Below are 22743 nucleotides of genomic sequence, written 5' to 3' on the forward strand. Positions count from 1 at the left end.
TCCGCCGCTGCCGCCATTCCCAGTCCGGAATACAATGCGGTCGCCACAATCCCAACTATGGTTGCTGCTGCTTTGCTACTCATATCTCCCCCCACCTGGTCGCTGATTGCCAATGACGAAAATCCTTATCCAAAGCGGATATAGAAACCTTGATAATTACCGGCTTTATTAGCTTCTTCCGCGGAGAAATCCAAGGTCGCTCCGGTTGGGCATTAAAGATAATCGGACTCTCTTATCCGGTATCAAATCGTATTGCGCAACGCACCGCGAAACCTTGATAAATGTCAACTTTCATGAAGGTTTTCGGAAAAAACAGACTTGGGATCATCGCTTGACTAATCTCGCGCTATAACGCTATTGGCGCCGAGCAAGGGGTGCGCACGAGCAGCTTGATTGCCGCTCAAGAGACAGTTCTTGCCGGATGACGAAGGCAAAGCATTAGCGACGCGTAACTTCAGGGATGAATGCTGAGGCAGGTGACTTTACGGATGAGTCTCGAGTCCTGGATGGTGAAGCGGGAAACTCCTTTCAGCTTTTGTGTATTATTCGACTAAGGATATTTCCGTTAGCCCTTTCCAAGGCGCCCACGCTTATGTTCGAGCCACCAAAAACCAGGCGGGGCTGTCCCGGCATGCAAATATTCAGTCGAACCGTAACGTATAAAGCACATCTATCGCATTATCAATACCCGCCCTCGTGACGAGATTGATTCTGGGGGTAAGGGTATAGGTAAGTTTGGTTACGCCGACCACAGCCGTCAGTCCTTGTTCATAGCTGATATAGGCTCGCTTCGAAAGCCGTTTGCCGACAACGCCGACCTGCCCCATCAAGGCATCGCTTCCCGCCTGCTTTATGGTTAGCTCATCCACGCCGATCGCCTGGCTGATCTTGTCCGTGATGCCCCCCGATTGCCCGCCCAGAATAGACGCGGCCGCAGCGAGCAACAATGATGCATCCGCCTTTCCTCCAGGGGCGCGGCCCAGCGCGATCCATGAAAGTTTCTCGAGATCGGGCACAAGCGGGGTAGATACCAGTCGTACTTTAGGTTGTCGCACGCTTCCGGCCACTTCGACGCCGGCCTCTACCGGCAGCCCCTTGCGCACAGCAAGCACATTTAGCGCGGGATCGTTAATTGGTCCCTTGAAATCGACGATACCCCGCTCTACCGCCAGACGTTGGCCATAAGCTTCGAAGCTGGTATCGCGCGCAGCGATAGTGCCAATGGCTTGCAATCGATGCCCCGGCTCGCCGCGCAGGCTCAACTGGCCGGCCAGTCTTCCCTCGAGACCTGACGCACGGATATAGAATTGATCGCCCAGATCCAGGTTGGCCTCCATATCGACCCGCAGGCCCTTCCGGTCGGGCTGATGGTCAGTGGACGCTCCTCCGGTAACGATGACATCATCCGGCAAGTGCGGGCTACCGGCTGCTGGCTGGGCAATTAACCCCACGTTTGCGGCAAGGCTGCCCTTCAAGGTGAGCATGTTGTTGGCCAGGCTGGCACGGCCATTTCCCGAAGCAATAATCCAGCGATCCGGTCGCTGTGCCAGCGGCACGAGATCGGCGATAATTTCCAGATTACCGCGTTGCCCCTTTAAATCCATCATGCCCGATGCGCTCAGGCTACCCGGTCCCTTGGCGAGCTTCAGGTTTTTGAGCAGTCGGTCATTGGGCGGGGGTACATGGGGGGCGGTAAAATTCAGAACCTCCATATACAAGGATTCCTGGTCGAAGCTCGCCGCCAGCTTTCCCTGCTCAAGCCGCACGCCCTGCTCCAGCAGCGCCAACGCCAGATCGTCGCCGTGTATCTGCCCTTCCAGACGCGGACTGCCGAAAGTTCCGACGACATCCGCTCGTAAGGCAAGCCGCCCCCCCGTCCTTATATTGTCATCGAATGCCGGTCCAGCCCAGGAAATATCATCCATATCGACGAGTAGATTTCCGGTGAGGGCTGCATCGGGTAGTACAGTCCAGTTCATGGCAGACTCGGCAGATCTTGTGACAGGCATGGAGATTGAGGCACTCGCCTCACCCAGGCGCTTTCCTCTTGCTTTGAATTCTCCCGCTAATCTCCCGTCTACGGCCTGGGCTGCGAGCTGGAGCGTCTGCAAACCCAGTGGCAGCGGCGAGTCGCCCGGCAATATCCAATCGCCGCTTTCACGTGCAATGTTAAGGCTGCCCACCAGCCGCGTCCCCGATGCGATATCCCATTTGCCGCCCAGCCGAAGCACCTCATTATCTTTCGACCCGTTCTTGACTGCATCGGCGCCAGGGCGCAGTCCAATCCCGGTAAAATAACCCTTACTACTCCATTTTTGAGGCGTCCACTCAATTCCGTTGATCTGCGCGATTCCGCCGGCAACGATAAACTTTGCTGCGCCAAACGATACGTGCCTGGCGCTAATACCCAGCGGCGCCATACCTGCCAGCTGAAGGGAAAATCGGCCGGTTCCCGACAGTTCGGACACTTCTCCCAGCCATTGCGCATCTTCCCACTGCTGAACCGGTTTGTTCAATTCCCCCGCTGCTCGCAGCGCCAGACTCTGTTGGTCATTCAGGCGAGCCGCTATCCGCACTTCGTGCCGCGATCTTTTACCTTCCACTTCCAGCTTCAGATTTTGCAACATCGTTTTGGTCTTTGTTGCATAATCCGCCGCCGTTATCGTTAATGCGACGATGTCGCCATGCAGGCTGCCACTGGCCCCAATGGCGCCAAAATGGTGCTCGCCTGGAAGTGCGAGATTATTTCCTTTTGCATTAAACGTCATATCCGGCCATTGAAATCCACGTTCTGAAAAATCGGCAGAACCGCTCTCCAGCACCACTTTGGCAGTAAGGGAGCCGCTGAATCCGTGCCCGATCTGTACAAGAGCCGGTGCGGCAAGCTCAACCTGCAGCTGGTCGCCCTTGCGGCCGAAGCCTCCGCGCGCGGTGACATGATTGCTGCCGAGCCGCACCTCGACCTCACCCTTGGCTCTACTGAAACCTGCAATTTCGACCCGACCATGGCCACTCACGGGCTGTTTCGCCACGTGACTGTTCCCCATCTTGAAATTTATTGTGCCTGCGGGGCCAGTCACTGTCCCGCCTGTCGCTTCGGGTTCCAGTTCGCCCGCCAGCTCCACCGCCGCGTTGAGGCTGGTTTGCGGCGCCTGTGCAAATGCGGAAACATCGAAATTCTGGAGGCTGCCTTTGAAATTAAATGCCTGTGGCCCACTTAGCCCAAGTTTGCCTAGACCTGCAAGCCGGGACCGGCCATGGCTGAGGTGCAGCTTATCCAGCGTCAAGGCGTCACCTGCCCGTACCACATGGGCGTCCAGAGACAGCGTCCTGTCGTGAAGCGACAGAATAGCGTTTTGATTCTGCATGTCGCCGCTGAGCTTTACCTTACCATTCAGGCGCGCCGGGCGCAGGCGCGTATCAAGCCTGGCGGGATCGATGCGACTGATTATCAGATCCGCTGATCCTGTCGCGTCCTTAAGCTGCCAGGCAAGGCTTCCTGAAATGGTTCCCCCACCTGTCGTCATCAACGTCAAATCGTTGAACTGGAGCAATTCGGCAGATAGTATCGGTTGCGCACGCGCCTGAACCACAGGTAAGCCGCCCTGGTTAAGCGGCTTTGGCGCATTGTTCTCTACGAAAATGCTGCCCGCAAGCTGCCCGGCAGCGACCTCGTGCAAATTTGCCTGCACCGTAAGACTCGCTGCTGGCACATCGGCAGAAAAAACATGCGGATCAAGCCCGCTCACAGACAAGCCTAGGCCGGCGATAAAAACAGGACCATAGGGCTGTAGTTGTGCTTCGCCCTGCCCTGTCAATCCCCCGCCGCTCCCTTTCGCCGTAATATGGAGCCGCTCCAGGTTGCCTTTGATGATCGCGGAAATACGCGAACCGCTGGTTTCAATCGTCGGGAAATCGAAATTCATAAACTCGGCCAATTCTGCCTCGGCATGCAGATCGAACGGCCTGGTACCGTCCAACTGCCCCGACGCGATCAGCCTGCCGAATTCGAGGTTGATGCGCAACCCGGATAACTGATGCCTCCGGCCGTCGCTTTCCAACCCTGCCGTGAACTCTGTCGCCACAAATGCGGGCCTGCCGCCCTCTTCATTCATTACGCGTAACGTACCAATATGGAGTTTGTGCAAAGACAGCGAAAAAGGTAATTCCAGGCTTGCGGGCAAAGATTTTGGTTGCGAAGAGGGTGGCGAAACTATCTCCACTTCTTTCGCGGATAGCGCTGTAATCTTCAAATGGCCCGAACGCAACTCACCGGGTTGCCAGTTCAGTTGTACATCTCTTGCGATGACAAGCAGATCATCACTCGCAAAGCGAATGGTCCGTGCGGTAATTGATTCGGAAAGCGCTCCATCCAGTCCTTCAAGCGAGAGCTTGCCGCCGCTGATATGGGATACTGCTGATGCGAGGGATTTCAGTCCCGAAGTGCTTGTTGATAGCCAGAGACCGATGCCCGCGGTCAGGATAATGAGGGCAGCAAACACTAGCGCCGTCCATTGCCATTTTTTCATAACTGATTTTTCAGTTTGGCCTTCGTCTGGAAAGTTCGGCATAGCGTTTTTTTAGAACGCCACGGCGATCGAAAAATGCAGGCGTAATTTGCCGTCACGTTGCCCGCGCGCGAGATCGAGCGCCAGCGGCCCAACGGGGCTACGCCAGCGGACACCCCCTCCATATCCAACCGCAAGGTCAAGCTGCCGTACACTGTCGGCAGCGTCACCGATATCGGTAAAGACGGCAGCGCCCCACTCACGCGTGAACCAGTGGTTGTATTCAATCGTACCAGTGGCCAGGGCTCGGCCGCCCACTATGGCTTCACCCTCGCGTACACCCAAACGCTGAAATGCATAACCTCGCACCGACTGGATGCCACCCGCGCGGAACAGGTATTCCTGAGGGATGCCGAAGCGCGATGGTGCAAACGTATACCCCAGCTCACCGCGCAGCAACAGCACGTCGCGTTTCCCGATGGGGTACCAGAATTGGTGTCTTATATAGGTACGCAGAAAATCTTGATCAGATAGCGCCTGTTTGCTTCCACCGCCGATACGCAGTTCCGTTACATTGCCATCCCGCGGAAATAAAGGGTCATCCACCGAACGATAGCGTAACTGTCCGTCCAACACCAAAGTCTGGTTTATCTGGTGCAGGCCCCCTGTTGGCGCCCGGTCTTCCCGTTGCCAGTTAAGCGCAAAGCGGGTTTCCGTTTTGTCATGCAGCTGATTACGGCTTATGCCCACCTTCTCGCGTACGGTTTCCAGTTCCTGAATAAAAGTTCTTTCGGCGCCTGCTCCCAGGGAAAACCAGCGGCCGGCCTGGTCCCGCATGCTTTCGACGGTGGTAGATAGAGTTTGACGCTTTTGTTCCAGGCGCAATCCGCCATTCAGCAGTAATGCACGGTCCAGAAAATTATTGTTGGTGTAATTGATCTCGCCTCGCCCGCCGGTATTGGAACTGTAGCCTGCCCCAACCGAGACGCGCTGCGATTGAGCCTCCGATAAAACGACCTCCACCGGTGCTGCCTGATGCGTCACTGCATCAGGTTTAATGTTGACGGCTGCTGAGTTGAACTGCGGCAGGTTTTGCAGTTTCGTCTGGAATGAGAGCAACTGGTCTCGTCGATAAGAATCGCCAGTTCTGAACGGAGCCAGTCCAGTTATCAGCGTGCGATCGTAGCGGCTGAGCCCTTTTATCTCCAGATCCCCAAAGCGGAAAGCAGGACCGGAGTCCACTACAACCAATAGCCGCGCCTCATGAGTATCGGAATCCACCTTCGCCTTGCTTTCCTCTATCTCCGCGGCGGCATAATCCTCCGTCGCCACGCTGGATAAGAGTATTGCTTTGGCTTCTTCCCACGCTGGCGAGCGAAATGGCTGACCCGCGCCCAGGGACCAGGCAGCTCGCAGCTTTTCGATACGAGCGCGCCGCCCGGGCTCATCAGCTGCCAGATCTCCCCTGAATTTGATATCGACCTCAGTAACGAGGGTGCGGGGCCCCGGCATGACTTCCAGCACCGGGATTGTCGCGGGGGCAGTATGGGGCGTGGCCGAATGCAAGGTTATGGTCGGCGTGAAGTAGCCTTCGGTCGCGAGCAACTCGCTTATCTGCTTCCGGGCCCGGCGCAGGAAAGTCGCGCGGTCGGTTTCATCGACCAGTTGCGTAATCGGCAGCTGAAAATGTGTTTTCAGCAAATCACGCAACGGCTCCGGGGCTGAAACAGTGACCATCGGCGGCGTGTTTTTGGCGACGGATTGCTGTGCACTGACGGCGCCGCTATTTCCCAGCGTGAAAAGGATGAGCACCAGAAGCCGTGGTGATATCCGTATTCGCGCCGGGTGGAAATAAGAAAAGGATTTCGCAACAGACATGGACGAGGGCGGGCTGTTTGAATACGCTACCAGAGCCCGCGAAAAATAAGTGAATCTGGACGGTGAATTGAGAGACTGGCGTATGCCCCTACAGCTGTTTATCGAGCTGGGAGCCAGCAATACCATTGATTTCTATGCAATTTCGCCTATGCTTCTATTTGGCGGTCCAGGCGGACTAACAAAGTAGAACTCATTTAGTGTTTCGCCGTCAAGCCGAGGGGTCGCAGGGCCGCTCATTGAGTGCGCCGTTCTGGCTAACGAAATAAAATGCAGTTTCAATCCTGTATGCCCTGTGCTGAAGCGACTTTTTTGTGCATATCATGCATACGCCATGCGCAAACCTTTGCGCGGCCCGCGCCATGCTGAACAAACCCTTTGCCGAATTGTCTCTAGGCACAAGCACTTTGCAATGAGGAAATGGTATGGATAAGATAAAACAGATGGGAAATCCCATAGACAAGAAAACACAAATCAATTTCTGGTACGTCATTATTGCGATACTCGGCATTCTGGTTGTACAGAATATGTACACGAAATACACAAAGGTTGAGCCAATCCCTTACAGCCGCTTTCATGAATTGCTCGATCAGGACAAGATCGCGGAGATCGCGATCACCGAAAATCATATTTACGGCACGCTCAAGAACGAAGGCGCCGATGGCATAAAGGATTTCGTTACCACGCGCGTAGAGTCCGAACTGGCTGATAAGCTGGATAAGCACAACGTTACTTATACCGGAGTGGTTCAGAGCACGTGGGTTCGGGACTTGCTGTCCTGGCTCCTACCGATGGCTATTTTTGTCGGAATCTGGCTATTTATCATTCGACGCATGAATCCGGGGGGAATGAGCGGCGGCCTGATGTCGATCGGCAAAAGCCGTGCCAAAGTATTCGTGGAGACAGAAACCAAAGTCACCTTCACGGATGTCGCCGGCGTCGATGAAGCAAAAGAAGAATTGGTGGAAATCATCAATTTCCTGAAGGACCCCAAAGAGTATGGCCGCCTGGGCGGACGCGTGCCCAAAGGTATCCTGCTGGTGGGGCCGCCCGGTACCGGCAAGACGCTCTTGGCCCGCGCGGTCGCAGGCGAGGCGGGTGTCCCGTTTTTTTCCATTTCCGGCTCCGAGTTCGTCGAGATGTTCGTCGGCGTCGGCGCTGCCCGAGTGCGCGATTTATTTGAGCAGGCACGACAAATGGCGCCCGCCATTATTTTTATCGATGAGCTGGATTCACTGGGGCGAGCTCGTGGCGCATATGGGATGGGCGGGCACGACGAAAAAGAACAAACACTGAACCAGTTATTGGCTGAGCTTGATGGTTTCGATCCAAAAAGCGGCGTGGTGCTTCTGGCCGCAACCAACCGGCCCGAGATCCTCGATCCCGCATTGTTGCGGGCTGGGCGGTTCGACCGCCAGGTGCTGGTGGATCGGCCGGACAAATTGGGCCGTGAACAGATTCTCGCCGTTCATCTGAAAAAAGTGTCGCTCGATACCAATGTCAAGCCTGAGCAGATCGCGGCGTTGACCCCGGGCTTCACTGGAGCAGATCTGGCGAATCTGGTCAATGAAGCGGCCCTGCTTGCAACCCGGCGATCCGGTACGTCAGTAACAATGGATGATTTTAATAACGCGATAGAGCGCGTCGTTGCCGGCCTTGAGAAACGCAACCGTCTGCTTAACCCCGAAGAGCGGCGCGTCGTCGCATTCCATGAGCTAGGCCATGCTCTGGTAGCACTGGCCTTGCCAGGCACTGACGAGGTGCACAAAATTTCCATCATTCCCCGCGGCATCGGCGCACTGGGCTACACGATCCAGCGTCCCACGGAAGACCGGTTTCTAATGAGGCAGGCCGAGCTGGAAAACAAAATGGCCGTACTGCTGGGCGGCCGCGCGGCGGAGCAAGTGGTATTCAGTGAGATATCGACCGGCGCATCCGATGATCTTATCCGCGCAACGGACCTCGCGCGCGCGATGGTGCTGCGCTACGGCATGAGCGACGCCTTGGGCCACGTCGCCTATGATCGCGAACGATCGACTTACCTTCAGCCCGGCATACCGATGCCTCAAAGCCGGGACTATAGCGAGGAAACCGCAAATGCGGTCGATAGCGCCGTGCGCACGCTTGTCGATCATGCCCTGGAACGCGCAATTGGCGTTCTAACGGTTAACCGTGCGCTGCTTGATCGGGCCGCTGACGAACTGCTCAAGACCGAGACCCTGAACGAGCCTCAGATAGAAGTGTTAAAGCGCGAGATAGTCGCGCAAATCGCGCCTCCGGCGATAGCCTGATGTCGAAGAAGAGCCGATAAGCGGGACGGGTTTCGTCTAGCTTGCCAACCCTCATCATTTTTTTAAAAAATATAAAAAATATTTTATACGCGAACGCTGATTCATGTATACTCGCCGCTTCGATGAAAAGCCCCTACTGTCTTTCCGGGTTTTTATCGGTTCATCGTTCCTGACCTCTCTTCGATTTTCAAGCCTCCAACGGAAATTGTGCGGTACCGTGGTTAGCGGCGATGTCTTATATGTACGCTTGCGCCAACGGTATTTTGCCCATCAATTTCGGCAACCTTTTCTGTTTGCGCGCGTTAAAGCGCTTCTATGAGTCCGGGTTTCTGGCCGAGACAAGCGCAAAAGAAATTGCTCCCTGCATGTCAATAACTGCAAGCAGCAAAACTTTTGATCATGCTCCGTTTGGCCTCGAACCTCGAATTTTTATGAGGTGCATATTTTTTCACTTAATAGGAAAAAAACAACGTGTCTTTTGAAAATCTGAATCTACACCCGCTTATCCTCAAAGCTATTATCGACTCCGGCTACACCACACCCACCGCCATTCAGGAACAAGCCATTCCCGAATTACTGGCTGGTCACGACATCATGGCTTCCGCCCAGACGGGTACAGGCAAAACTGCTGCATTCATGTTGCCGGCGCTGCACCGCCTTGCCACGCCATCCAGTGTACACAGCCGTGGACCACGCGTGCTGGTCCTGACGCCGACGCGCGAGCTCGCACTTCAGGTATCCGAATCCGCTGCCAAATACGGCAAGCATCTGCCCCGCGTCAGGGTCGTGAGCATTCTTGGCGGCATGCCATACCCGCTGCAAAATAAACTGCTTTCGCAACCGGTAGATATTCTGGTAGCGACGCCTGGACGGTTGATCGACCATATCCAGCGGGGCCGTATCGATTTTTCGCGCCTGGAAATGCTGGTGCTGGACGAAGCCGACCGCATGCTCGACATGGGCTTTATCGATGATGTGGAAAGAATCGCTTCCGCTACGCCGGCAACTCGCCAAACCCTGCTGTTTTCAGCCACCCTGGATAGCGCGATAGACAATGTCGCGGCGCGGCTGCTGAAAGCCCCGAAACGCATTCAGGTTGCGGCACAGCAGGCGCGACTCGATAATATCGAGCAACGGCTGCATTATGTCGACGACCTTTCTCACAAAAATCGACTGCTGGATCATCTTTTACGTGATCTGGCCTTGAAACAGGCCATCGTCTTTACCGCCACCAAGCGCGATGCAGATACGCTTGCAGATAACCTTTCCGCCCAGGGCCATGAAGCCGCGGCATTACACGGCGACATGAATCAGCGTGATCGTACGCGTACGCTAACCAAGCTGCGCGGCGGCGCACTGCGGGTGCTCGTGGCAACCGACGTAGCGGCACGTGGAATCGACGTGGTAGGCATCACCCACGTCATCAATTTCGATCTGCCAAAATTTGCTGAAGACTATGTGCATCGTATTGGTCGCACCGGCCGTGCCGGCGCATCAGGGATCGCAGTATCATTTGCTTCGGGCAAAGACGGCATTACCTTGAAAAAGATCGAACGCTTCACCGGGCAGCGAATCGAATCGCACGTGGTGCCTGGTCTTGAGCCCCGATTCAAGCCGCGCACCGGAACGGGTGGCGCGCCCAGCGTCGCCCATAAGCGCAATCGCACATGGGCGAACGACGGCGGACGCTCCAGCACTCCCAATAGTGCCAACGGAAACTGGGATAATAGCCGCAGCCGTTCGTTTGGTGATAATCGTACGGGTACGCGGAGTACTGCAGCGGGAAATACATTCAGAAATAGCAGCGCTCCCGGATCTCACTTCAGAACCAAATAACAGATCACGTTTAATGTGAATGGCCCGGATTCAGCGGTTTCAACGCTGAATCCGGGCCATTCACATTAAATGGTACAGTTCCCCGATATGCCATACCAGTTGCCAGGGTATGGCAGCATGGCACGAATAAATCGTTCTCTTATTCTGGCTGGTTACGCATGAAATCGGCAGTCTGATAGAAAGCCTTGGCGAGATTTTTGCACAATTCCTCGTCCAGCCCAACGTCCGCCATGGCACGATTCATGCAACCCAACCACTGGTCACGCTCCGGAGCGGCTATGGGGAAAGGCTTATGGCGGGTTCGCAGGCGCGGTTCGCCATGTTTTTCCGTATACAAGGATGGACCGCCTGTCCAACCGGACAGAAACATGAACAACTTGTCTCTCGAACTGGCCAAATCCTGCGGATGCAGTTTACGTATGCCGTAATAGTCCGGATCCTCATCCATCAGGTCGTAAAAGCGGTCTACCAGGCGACGAACAGCTGTTTCACCACCCATCAGTTCATAAGCTTCTACAAGATGCACTTCACTCTCCTATCTTATTCTTCAACTATCAGTCGCTATACAAGCGCTACGACAAGCGTGCAACGCGCGGCCCCGGCCGTTCCAATTTTCTCGGCAGCGGCTCGCGTTTTCCAAGCATGTGCAGGATACAGTAAACGCCGGCGGCAGCAAGCAGATGCTTTGCCGTATGACCGCTTATCAAATGACCGAGATCATAAATTTCCTGATCCTCGAGTTCCGCAAGCTTGGCAAAGCCATAGAACGTAAGCACCACGTAAATATCAGCGCCGCCGGTATATCTCGACCGAAAAAAAATGGCGAGCAGAATAACCGCCAGCAATGAATAGAACTGTACGAAGACGTAAAAGTTCAGGTTGCCGACGCCATGCTGTTCACTCCAGTGCCAATGCACCACCGTTCCTGCTCCAATCGTGATCAGCACAGGCAGCAACCGCGAGCCCAGCTTTGGATTGACACGCTCGTTGAGCGTTGCGGCGAGCAGCGCGGTTATACCGATGGCAATCGGTAGCCGGTCCCACATCAGGCGGTCGTTATCGGGCATCAGGTGATAATAACCTGAGCCAAAGCAAGTCATTGCCACGCTCAGGAAAAGAATCAGGTAAGGCCAGCGTTCCCGCGACTCGATGAAAACTTCAGCTACCTGCGACCGGCCAGCGCGCAGTACAAGCAAAAACTTCAAGCCGGCTATTCCAACAAACAGAAAGGCAACATTTGAAAACACATTTAAAAAATTGGGAATGCCGAAATAAGCGCGCGCATCGGCAAACTGATGATATTCCAGGGGCTGGGGAATAGGCGGCACAATCGCTGCAATCACGAACATCCCGCCCGAAAGAATGCCCAGCCACCACAACCGGGAACGCATCCGACCCTCCATGCCCCTTCTCCCGAGTTATATCCACTGCAGCGCTTCACCGCCGCATTTGCGCAACCGCTTCCTCCACCCGTTCCACTGCAATAACCTCGATGCCGGAAATTGCCTGCTTCGGCTTGTTGGCCTTGGGAACGATAGCCTGAACAAAACCCAGCTTCGCGGCTTCTTTCAGCCGTTCCTGGCCGCGCTGGACCGGACGTATTTCTCCCGCCAGCCCAACTTCACCGAACACCACCGTTTTCTCCGGCAGCGGCTTGTTCTTGAGTGAAGAAACAATAGCCAGCAATACCGCCAGATCTGCACCCGGCTCTGTAATTTTCACACCGCCCACCGCATTGACGAACACATCCTGATCAAAGCACCCGATGCCGGCGTGGCGGTGCAATACCGCCAGCAACATCGCCAAGCGGTTCTGTTCCAGCCCCACGCTGAGCCTTCTGGCATTAGGCGCATGGGCCTCATCCACCAGCGCCTGGATTTCCACCAGCAGCGGCCGCGTGCCTTCCTGCGTCACCATGATGCACGAGCCCGGCACCTGCCCGCCGTGGTGGGAAAGAAACAGAGCCGAAGGATTGCTCACCTCACGCAAACCTTTTTCGCTCATGGCGAACACGCCCAGTTCATTCACTGCGCCGAAGCGGTTTTTGAAAGCTCGAATCAGGCGAAAACTCGAATGGGTGTCGCCCTCGAAGTAGAGCACCGTGTCCACCATATGCTCCAGCACGCGCGGACCGGCCAGCGCCCCTTCCTTGGTGACGTGCCCCACCAGAATGATACAGGTGCCGCTTGCCTTGGCGAGCCGCGTCAGTTGAGCGGCACACTCGCGCACCTGGGCGACCGAACCCGGCGCCGATTGCAGCGCGTCGGAATAAATCGTCTGGATCGAATCGATCACCGCTACATCCGGTTTGCGTTCCGCCAATGCCACCTGGATTTTCTCCAGCCGTATTTCTGCCAGAAAATGTATCTCCCTGGCATCCAGGGTCATGCGTTGTGCCCGCAGCGCCACCTGCTGCGCGGACTCCTCGCCGCTTACATACAACACATTGGACGTAGCGGATATTTGCGACATATGACATAGTGCTTGCAGCAGCAACGTCGATTTGCCTATTCCCGGATCTCCCCCCAGCAGCACCACGCCACCATGCACCAGGCCGCCGCCCAATACCCGGTCAAACTCGGCCATGCCGGTGGAGTAACGCTGTTCCTCCCCCGTCTTCACCTCGCTTAAGCTTTGCACCTGTCCTGTTTCGGATACCGGCGTAAAGCGGGTCACGGCTTTTTCGGAGATCGCTTCGACCAGCGTGTTCCATGCCTGGCAATGCGGGCACTGGCCCTGCCATTTCAAGGTCTGGCCGCCGCACTCGGTGCAGGAATAGGTGGATTTGGGTTTAGCCATTCTCAAGAAAATAATTTGTCATAGTCCGCATGGCTACCGATCCAGAGCCAGATCAATCCTTTATCGGTTTCTGCAGCAATTGCGCGGTAATGCACACCGACTCTGGCGGACCAAACTTTTCCAATCTTTTTGAATTGTAACGACGGGTGGGAAGGATTCTGTTTCAAAAGCAGGAAATTCTTGTCGGCGAGGTCACGAACCATTGTCGGCAATTGTTGATAACAACGCCAGAAACGAGTGGAAGTGAAATGCTTCAAGGCGTCTAAAGTGGAGTTGTTTTCCCATTCTGGTGTTCAGTCAACGCTTCTTCCATGAAAGCATCGAATTTGCCGGCATCGGAATCTGTTTCAATTTGCCGGTCCCATCTGCTATTTTCGTAATCGGCAAACCACGCAGCTAGCTCCGCGAAAGCTTTATCACCAAGGTCTTCAATCTGTTTTTCAATCAGTTTTATGTCGCTCATATCCTCTCCATTCGTTTGATATTTTGACAACGCCATTTTAATCCGTTCGCTCAATGTGGTGGATTGCGTTTAACTACGGATAAACTCCGTCTCATACAATACCCATCAGGGGAAAACTTTCATCCTCTTCTTCACCATTCTCCATATCCTCAGTGCTATTATCAATTTGAATAACTTTTTTTAGATCAGCAATATGTGTCTGAGTAAAATATATCGTAGCGGTCTTTTGTGCGAGAAGAACCTCAAGCTTGTTCCCTTCCAATTCTATAAACATCTCCTTCATTAACTCTGGTGCATCATTTGCATGTTGAAACATCGCGCTGTGGTTAGGACATAACCCCAGATAATTCTGGTAGTAATGCTTCTTTAATCCATCCAAACCATTCTTAATTGCAAGAAATTCGACGGTCTCAAAGTAATAACTACCGTCATCCAGTTTAAAGGGAAGCGGAGTTTTACAAGCTTGACATATCGTTTCACCATCTGAGTTTGTGTATTGATTACGGAGATAGGATCGGGCCTCCTGCTTGATGGCTCCCTGGTTTAATGGTACTGCTCGTGAACGAATCTCCGTTCTGCGTTCTGGCGCATCAATAGCCTGTGCCCCAACACGCGCTGCTCGCTGGACCGGATTGCTTGATATGTTTTCTGGTAGCTCGGTTTGCCGCTCACGCTCAAAAATCTCTTTCAGATGTTGCCGTTCTTCAGGATCAAGACCTGCGATCCATTGGAATTCCTTTAAGACCTCCTCGCTAGCGATACCTAATTCTGCTGCAGCTGATCGTTTTCTACGATATTCTTCAGATTTTTTATGCTCTTCCTCGCCAAAACCAACTGTATGTAGCCACTCATAGCCCTCATCAAACGGAAAGCCCTTAGGCAGAAGGTCTCTGGATGCGTGGGATGGGCGAACGAATTCGCCGTTCTGTTGCGGAATCCATGAGGACTTCTGAAGCCAGATCACTAATGAAGACGTTGCCTCTCTGGTCGGGTATTGCTGGTTTGGGCGAAAGCGCGCTTTTAATATTAGAGGTTGGGCTTCGCACAACGTCTTCCATAGCAAGCGTGAAAGCGCTTCAGATGGCACCTTTAACAGTCTTTCCAGATCAGGGATAAACCAATCATCATTAATTCCTGTGGAAGTGAATTTTACTCTCGGCCAACGATAATCAATCGCCAACTCTTTCCATAAGAGATGTTTTGTTGCGCATTGATTTTTAATCTCCAGCTTTGCTTGCACCCCAACAGCTTCAGCGAACTTTCGCAGCCTCTCCTTTGTGATTATTGCTTGCTGCTGATACAAATCTGACAATTTTTTCTTATTTGCATCTTCTCCAAGGGCATTATAATACGCAGAAAGCCCGGTCTCCCGGTAGGGCGAATCAAGAAAAACGTGCCTCGGTGAACCCCACATGTCATCTGTGCGTTTAAAAATAAGGAAATCAGAAAAGATCCTTGCCTGAGCAGGACTCCCTTCAATGAGACTAACGAATCGTCCTATGTCCTTTATGTCAGGCTTAAAAGCCTTTGCTGTATATCGCTGCTGCAAAATCCTTTGAACCTGATCTACCTCGCCAACTTCCCGAACACCGACCGCATAAAGGAATTTCCTCACATATTCTTGCTGGATTTTGCTTGTGCCCGACAAATAAATATCACAATCGACTGTGGGAAACAGAGCGTCATGGACAACGCCATCAGTTGGAAAATAACACTTGCTACCGATACTATAATTACCATCACTAAGACGAACGAGATGAAGTGATTTCAGCTGGCAAAGGTCATCGCTAGAACTGCTAGAACTGAGTTCTTTGTAGAGTAACGCGTACATCTGCCGATGCCACTCAATCGGTTTATTAGCGATCCATCTCATGAAACGTTTATCTAGTTGTTGCCAAGGAGCATCTTTAGCTTTTTCCTCGAGTAAATCAACAAGGTCTTCAATATCCCATTTTGCTATAGCTAATCCGCTCAAGAATCGATCTTGATCGCTGTTTTTTTGCGTGGCACCAATTGCCCACTGAAGCGATCGCTCCGTTGACTCCATCAGAAAGACAATATCTTCTTTTGATAAAAGGGATTTCAACGATGCCCTAGCTTGCAAAAGATTTTTAGCTGGTGCATGTGAGTGCGAATAGGTTGGCGTCAGGGACTCATTGTTCATCGCATCAATAATGGCTCTGCGAATAACCTGATATCGTGCCGGGATAGAATCATTCGAATTAGGTAGTACGCCCAAAAACTCACCGTTTAGGAGACCCAGATCACGGATGAGATGCAAAGAAGAAGAGGTTAATTTGGCGAGCTGTTCAAATAACGGATTGTTAGCATCTGTTTCTTTAACGCTTGCGCGACTCAGTTCCGGCACAAACGGGGCATGCAGATGAAAGCGCAAGCCCGAAGTTTCCTTCTCGGCAGGAAAAAATACAGCAACTCGCCCCGGATTTGCAGGTTTGATTTTTAGTTGCGTTGAAAGTAATTCTTGTTGATCAAATTTTGTAACATTGGGCAAAAAATCCAAAGCGAAAGCAACTGATACGTGCAGTTTTGGCTTGCGGGGGACTAACTCGGAAAAGCGCAGAAAATGTGAACTCGCGGCCGTATTTTTTCCCAAATCTTTCCGCACCTCAATATGGTTGATGGAGTGCTGCAATCGCACTATTTCCCCATGCACGTCTGTTCCGATTTGCCAACGAATAGTTTCCAAATTGGTCAGAAAGAGCAATGTAATGTCCAACAATTCACCAAGCCGTTCTTTAACCTCTTCATAGGCAATCTTGGTTGGTTTTTTGGGGTTATTGAAAGGAAATTCAAAACGTGTTTTTTCAACGAGTCCGCTATATAGGCTAATTGTTGTAGGCAACACTAGATCAGATAGCTTGAAAGAGAAGGTTGGGGACCAGATATGAGGTGTCTCCGTGTAAGCAAAAACAGCCTTAAAACCAACGCCGAAACACCCAATCTTTTCCTCATCATTGGCCTTAGTCCCTTCGCCGATATCTGTAATCGCCCAGATGTCTTCCCTGGTAAAGGGACGACCATTATGTTCAAACCTTAGTAGATGATCATTAAGAGTAAAGCTTGCTTCAGTTGCTCCTGCGTCTTCAGCATTCTGGAGCAGTTCGTAAATAAAATGGGCACTGTCTGGGTATAGCTCTTCAACGGTCCTGCGAATACCCTTGTGTTTCTTCAAGACGCGAGCGAGGTCCTCCCGGTCACGATGCACTTCATCAATAAAATTCACAGTGTTTTTCTCTTAGCGATTGTTATTATGCCGAACAAAACCGGCATGGCATGAATGTCGCCACTTTTGGCAGCCTGCTCCAGTTCCGCCATACGTCGACTGCAGTCCAAATCAGTTCTGTCCAGTTCGCTTTGTTTCATAATGCGAATCTTATCGTTTGTTGTCCGATCGAGTTGATCTTCAATTGCCTTATATCGTGCTTTATGACTAACAGTCAGACTTTGAATCTGGTATTCCACTTGCTGCCGGTTTTCGGCGATATGGTTAGCCTGAGCTGTCGCCCATTTGCTATAGTGCTGAGCGTCCAACTCGTCAAATTCGGAGTTGTCAGGTAGGCACCCACCTTCTCGAGTTGTGGCCGTTTGCAATAATAAAAGCAACTTTTCCTCGACCGCAGCGTCAGCCACTACTGGCATTAGCGTTTCTTCCTGCTTGATCCCCTGTTTGGTCCAGCGGTAAATGCCAAATTGGTATTCACCCGGCGTCACCACTTCGCTGTTGACCTCAAGCACCGCATAACCGGGCTCATCCGATTTGAGGTACTGCGCTGCTTGCCGAACCAACGGATGGGTGACGGACAGGTGAAATGCTCGGGAATTTTCTACTGCAGCTTCTTGGTCAAAAGTGACCGCGACAGTCGGTTGCGCTCCTTTCAGCCACTTTTCCCACTCCCTTGTCGCTGGCTCCGTTGATCGAGGCGAGCGCTTGAAATCATCCAATAATTTTCCTCTAGCTTCCTGACTTAGGCGGAGCGTCTTAAGTGCCTTTTCGCCTAGCAGATATTCTTGGTCTGCGCTAAGCCGCTTTATAAGATATGAAGAAACGCAACACTGAAGTGCCGCTGAAGACAGCCAATAGCTCTCGGCCGATTCAATATCTTTCTGCCAAGACTGATTTGGGATGTTCAATCCAAGCAGTTCTGCTTGCTTCAATTCCAACGCCTGTTCTTCCTGAATTTGGCGAATGCCGTTATCGGAAAGTTGCTTTAGCCGCTTTTCCCGTTCTTCCGGCGTAAGGTCAAAGCTCTCCGCAATGTCATGCAACTCTTGGGTGATCTTACCCAAAATTTCCTCGTTCCCACCGATAGCGCTCTGGAACACGCCAATTCGCCACAAGCAGCGTTCGTAGATTTCCGCATCAACTGTTCCCGGCGTAATGAGATTGACGATGGCTACGGTCTCGCTCTTTTGTCCATAACGGTCAATACGACCGATCCTCTGCTCGACACGCATTGGGTTCCACGGTAAATCGTAGTTAACGAGGAAGTCGCAGAACTCGAAATCCAGTCCTTCACAGCCGACTTCTGAAGAAAGCAAAATATCCAGAGCATTCCGATCGTCTTTCGGGAGACGGAATCGACGTCGAAGTTCTGAGCGCTCCTCGTCTGGAATGCCGCCATGAATTAATCCGTATCTCAGCCCTGCTTTCTCCGTGTGCCTTGCAAGATATGACAAGGTATGTCGGAACGTACTGAAGACCAGAGCCTTGTTGTTCTCGCGTATTTGTTTGTTCCTGATCGCCTTTAGGAAAGCCTCAACCTTGGGGTCATATGGATCAAGATTGTCCGCCATTTCCAGTAATGAAATAATGTCGGCGCGTACCTGATCCAGGAAGCGTAAATCAGCTTCGGTATCCATATCGCTGGCCTCCATGAATTCCAGTTGGTCGAGCTTACCTGACAAGATGCCCTGTAGCAGCGGTGCAAGCCCATACAGGCAGCTTGCTGCTTGCCGCCTAATTGTGGTCATCATGAATTTCACATTTTGATTGCCATGGCAAAACGCAAGAATTTTAGTAACGATCTCCAGCAACCTATCGTGCAGCTCTTTCTGGGGCGGCGTAAAATCGACAGTCAGCGTTTCAGGCTTTCGTGTCGTAAACTCGCCTATGTCTCGGCGGCGAGTGCGATTTATGAGTGAGCTAAAGGTATAAAACCCTTCTATCGCACCCGTCAGTTCCACGCGAACCGCATCATTCAGAACCGCATCCTGAAGCTGATCGTATGTTTTCTGAAAAGCTGGGGCTTCGCGAAGAAATAGCCGTCCCCACTCAGTCTGAGCAGCTTCATCGAGTAGCTCGCGTGCTTCAATCGCCCAGTTGGACTGCCCTAGACGGCACCGATGAACTGCGGCATTGATAAAGTGATTTGGCTCGGCCATCTGTGCAAAACTAGCCTGATCGATAATGAGATCAGGGCGCAAAACACTCAACAGTGTATAAAGATCTTTGCTCCCTAGTTGAACCGGGGTCGCAGTCAGGAATATCACTGCCTCAGCATTTTCGCAGAAGTGTCGGACACCTCGATGAAGGAAGGTTTCCGAATTCCGGATATGATGTGCCTCATCGACGATGACCAAGTCGAACTTTGGAAAAGGGTCCAGGTCATCAAGTCCTATGTTCTTGCCTTTTCGGCCTCCTGAAGGACCACGGATCAAGTCCGCGTCGAACAGGGAAAATGGAAGAATCACTTTCGAATATTTTTCCGGCCACTCACCTTCCAGATGAGTTTCTTGCAAACAATGCTTCAGAAGTGGCCCATCCATGGACGTAAAGTCTTCTCCAAAACGCTTCATCTCCAGCAGCCATTTACGTTCTGAGACGAGCGGCTTGGGGCAAATGATGAGTACTGAAGAAAGGTCTATCCGTGCCCGCAATTCCTTGATAATAAGCCCGGCCTCGATAGTTTTACCCACGCCTACCTCGTCCGCAATAAGTAGCCGTGGACGATCTGCCCGGATAAGCTTGAGCACAGGACGGTACTGATAAGGAATAAACTTCACCCGCCCTGAGCGGAGGGAAAATAGATTTTTCGTCGAGGGGGACAAAAGTTGATGGCTGGTCAGTTGAGCGTGAAGCGCTTCGACTGTGAGTGTATGCCGTTGATCTTCGACCATCACAGCCTGAAGCTGGCTTTCGTAAAACGTAACTTTGATATTGTTCTGGAATAAGCGGTATCGATACTCACCGGCGCTTGCCTCCAGTACCTCAATAACAGGCATAATCGCAGCCGGGTTAGATCGCAGCGATACAAGATTACCAACGGCGAAGAGGGACGTGGTTTGTGGCGTCTCGATAGCGCTGCTCGGAGTTTTCTCAACTACCCGCTTTGTACCTGCCAGACGCGAAAGAGCCTCTGCCTTTGCGGCTTCGACTATAGCTAGAATATCTGGAGCCGCGCCCAGCACATTCAATACCCGGCCCAGGGTATCAGCATCACGATAAATTTCACTGGAGGGAGTATCCTTTGCAGACTGATGTGCCCACTTATTACGCACCGTTTGCAATTCCTTTACCCAGTTCCGCGCCTCCTTTGTTAGAGGTAGTTGGCTCGAAAGCTCGAACCAGTTTTGATCCAGAATACGCAATAAAGCGGCGAAGTCCAGATCACATAGCATTTTGTAGCGGCCTTCCTGAGCATGCCGTTGCTGCTGAAATGAAAGACGATCAATCACATGCTTCTGCCACCAATCGTCGGCAAGTTTAGGCAGATTCTTGAAAAGAAATTGTTCCAGTTCTGTAGTCGCAAGACTTATGAGCGCGTTCATCGTATTTTTTTCCTTGAAATATGCCGCCTAACTTTTGCAAAAAACTCTGTAAACAATATGCTTCAATTTTGATGAGAAAATCGGGGGTATCTTTACAATGGTGCTAACGGAATGAGTCCCAAGCAAGCAAAAATTCCGAAGGCAAGCTCATGGTTCTGCGAAATTGTTAACAGCAGCCAAAATCCACGAAAATAATGACGACAGTATCGGTTATTCTAGCTCATCAATAAGATACTGGATCACCAAACTGTAATACTTACACTGATACCAGATTTCTTCGCTCGAATCCAACCTGTTAGAAGCGGATAGACCCTTGGAAGAACTTTAAATAACGCCTACCATTCAGTCTGAATTATCTATAAGTCAGGGCAAGCAAGAGTAAAACAGTCGCATTTTCGATAGCCGGGGTTTCCTGATGAGCACGTCCACCCACGATAGCCCTTCGAACACCTCGATCCCTGGAGCGTACTCGCCGCTCAAGTTACAGACGTTCAGATTTTTCTGGCTCGCATCCCTGGGTTCCAATATCGGTACCTGGATCAACGCGGTAGCCTCCGGCTGGGTGATGACCGACCTTTCCCCCTCGCCAGTGATGGTGTCGCTCGTACAGGCGGCGGCATCACTGCCGATGGTACTGTTCGCGCTGGCCGCCGGCGCGCTCACCGATATCGTCGACCGGCGCCACTATTTGCTTGCAACACAAATATGGATGGCGCTGGCAGCTGCCACGCTGGCTTTCCTGTCCGCCATCGATCAGCTCGATGCCTGGTATCTATTGATCCTGACCTTCGCCATGGGTATCGGGGCATCGATGGCAACACCTGCAATGAACGTCACCGGTCCCGAGCTCGTTCCCAGAAACCTGCTGCCGCAGGCTGTCGCCCTGAGTTCGCTATCGATGAATCTCTCTCGCTCCATTGGCCCGGCCATTGGCGGCCTCTTGCTGTCCCAGCTGGGGCCATGGGCGGCCTATAGCCTCAACGCAATTTCGTTTGTCGGCATGATAGTGATGTTGTGGCACTGGAAACCCGAACCGGATGAGCGCTCCCTTCCGCCCGAGCGCTTCTTCCAGGCGCTGCGCGCGGGATTGCGCTATGCACGCATGGCCTCACCGTTTCGCGCCGTTCTGATCCGCGCCACAGCTTTCATTGTGTTCACGATTTCCGCATGGGCGCTCCTCCCGCTGATTGCGCGCAATGAGCTCGCGGGCGGTCCGGAAACCTATGGATTCCTCCTGACCTTTGTCGGCATTGGCGCGGTTGGTGCCGTTATTAGTTTACCGAGGCTTCAGGCACATGTCTCGCGCGACCGCCTGGTACTGATCGCGAGCATAGTGTATGCGTTGACCATCGTAGCCTTGGCGACGGTCCGGAGCGAAGCAATATTGTACGGAGTCATGCTGGTTTCCGGCGCGACGTGGGTCACTGTCCTGTCTTCGCTGCAGGTCGCGGCGCAGATCTCTGTGCCCACCTGGGTTCGAGGACGTGCGTTATCGCTCTACATCATGGTGATCTCCGCCGGAATGGCACTCGGCAGTCTGCTATGGGGATGGTTTGCCTCGGAAGCTGGCATTCCGGCAGCCCTGGTGGCCTCGGCTGCGGGCGCAGTGGCGGCAGCACTGGCTGCGCGCGGATTCAGCCTGGGCGCCCAGGAAGCACCTGACCTGGCGCCATCCGAACATTGGGCACCGCATCCCCCCGCCGCGGAGGAACTGGACCGGCGGCGGGGGCCCGTCCTGGTGACTATCGAGTACGAGGTTGCGCTTGACCAGCGCGTGGCCTTCCTGGATGCGGTGCAGCCGCTCGGCGCATTACGCCGGCGCGATGGTGCGTTTGCCTGGGGCATCTTTGAGGATATTACCGTGCCCGGCCGCTACATCGAGCTCTTCCAGCATGACTCATGGCTCGATCATTTGCGTCAGCATACGCGTGTCACGCGCGAGGATCAGCGTGTTCAAGAAAATGTCCTCCGTTTTCACACAGGTAGCAAAGCCCCAACTGTTTCTCATTTTGTGGGCGGTGCACCAGCGACGCTCACGGATAGGTCAGTTGCGGCGAGCCCATAAAAGGGCGGACTTGCCTTGCTGGCAGCCCATCGGGCTTGAAGAATCGCAGCGAAAAGGTGACTGGTGAGGGCAGTTCGTGCCGATTTCGAAGGCCAATAGTTATTCTGTTGGTCGAAA

Annotated in this window: 11 protein-coding genes; 3 read left to right on the top strand and 8 right to left on the bottom strand. The window is 52.9% G+C overall.

All coding sequences use genetic code 11. From position 1 onward, the window contains the following. Positions 1–641: 641 nt before the first annotated feature. Both BLS94_RS09195 and BLS94_RS09200 read right to left on the bottom strand, forming a co-directional pair. Complete coding sequence (locus BLS94_RS09195; RefSeq protein ID WP_176767842.1) at positions 642–4529, bottom strand: translocation/assembly module TamB domain-containing protein; 3888 nt, start codon at positions 4527–4529, stop codon at positions 642–644. A 51-nt stretch (positions 4530–4580) separates the two neighbouring features. Beyond that, complete coding sequence (locus BLS94_RS09200; protein ID WP_256325363.1) at positions 4581–6320, bottom strand: autotransporter assembly complex protein TamA; 1740 nt, start codon at positions 6318–6320, stop codon at positions 4581–4583. A 518-nt stretch (positions 6321–6838) separates the two neighbouring features. Here BLS94_RS09200 and ftsH point away from each other — a divergent pair. Then, the gene (ftsH, locus tag BLS94_RS09205; RefSeq protein ID WP_218124783.1) at positions 6839–8674 is read left to right on the top strand and encodes an ATP-dependent zinc metalloprotease FtsH; all 1836 of its coding nucleotides are present in this window, start codon (positions 6839–6841) and stop codon (positions 8672–8674) included. A gap of 471 nt (positions 8675–9145) precedes the next feature. Beyond that, positions 9146–10510, top strand: coding sequence for a DEAD/DEAH box helicase (locus BLS94_RS09215; RefSeq protein WP_072768765.1), 1365 nt, complete (start codon positions 9146–9148; stop codon positions 10508–10510). A 139-nt stretch (positions 10511–10649) separates the two neighbouring features. On the opposite strand, the gene BLS94_RS09220 is transcribed toward BLS94_RS09215, so the two are convergent. From BLS94_RS09220 to BLS94_RS09250, 6 genes are all read right to left on the bottom strand, one after another. Beyond that, positions 10650–11009, bottom strand: coding sequence for a group II truncated hemoglobin (locus tag BLS94_RS09220; protein ID WP_072768805.1), 360 nt, complete (start codon positions 11007–11009; stop codon positions 10650–10652). A gap of 73 nt (positions 11010–11082) precedes the next feature. Next, positions 11083–11901, bottom strand: a complete 819-nt coding sequence (locus BLS94_RS09225) for an alkaline phytoceramidase (protein WP_256325364.1) — start codon at positions 11899–11901, stop codon at positions 11083–11085. 46 nt (positions 11902–11947) lie between these two features. After that, positions 11948–13309 (bottom strand): DNA repair protein RadA, encoded by a 1362-nt coding sequence (gene radA, locus BLS94_RS09230; RefSeq protein WP_090960069.1) that lies wholly within the window; start codon positions 13307–13309, stop codon positions 11948–11950. Positions 13310–13571: 262 nt separating this feature from the next. Then, positions 13572–13772 (bottom strand): hypothetical protein, encoded by a 201-nt coding sequence (locus BLS94_RS09240; RefSeq protein ID WP_090960077.1) that lies wholly within the window; start codon positions 13770–13772, stop codon positions 13572–13574. Positions 13773–13863: 91 nt separating this feature from the next. Further along, positions 13864–17016, bottom strand: coding sequence for a sacsin N-terminal ATP-binding-like domain-containing protein (locus BLS94_RS09245; RefSeq protein ID WP_090960080.1), 3153 nt, complete (start codon positions 17014–17016; stop codon positions 13864–13866). Next, positions 17013–20561, bottom strand: coding sequence for a DEAD/DEAH box helicase (locus BLS94_RS09250; RefSeq protein ID WP_090960083.1), 3549 nt, complete (start codon positions 20559–20561; stop codon positions 17013–17015). The genes BLS94_RS09245 and BLS94_RS09250 overlap by 4 nt, the downstream gene beginning before the upstream one ends. 415 nt (positions 20562–20976) lie before the next feature. On the opposite strand from BLS94_RS09250, the gene BLS94_RS09255 reads away from it, so the two are divergent. After that, positions 20977–22626, top strand: a complete 1650-nt coding sequence (locus tag BLS94_RS09255) for an MFS transporter (protein WP_090960086.1) — start codon at positions 20977–20979, stop codon at positions 22624–22626. Positions 22627–22743: the final 117 nt, after the last annotated feature.

Source organism: Nitrosospira sp. Nsp18 (assembly GCF_900103145.1).
In the GTDB taxonomy this organism is placed as follows: Bacteria; Pseudomonadota; Gammaproteobacteria; order Burkholderiales; family Nitrosomonadaceae; genus Nitrosospira.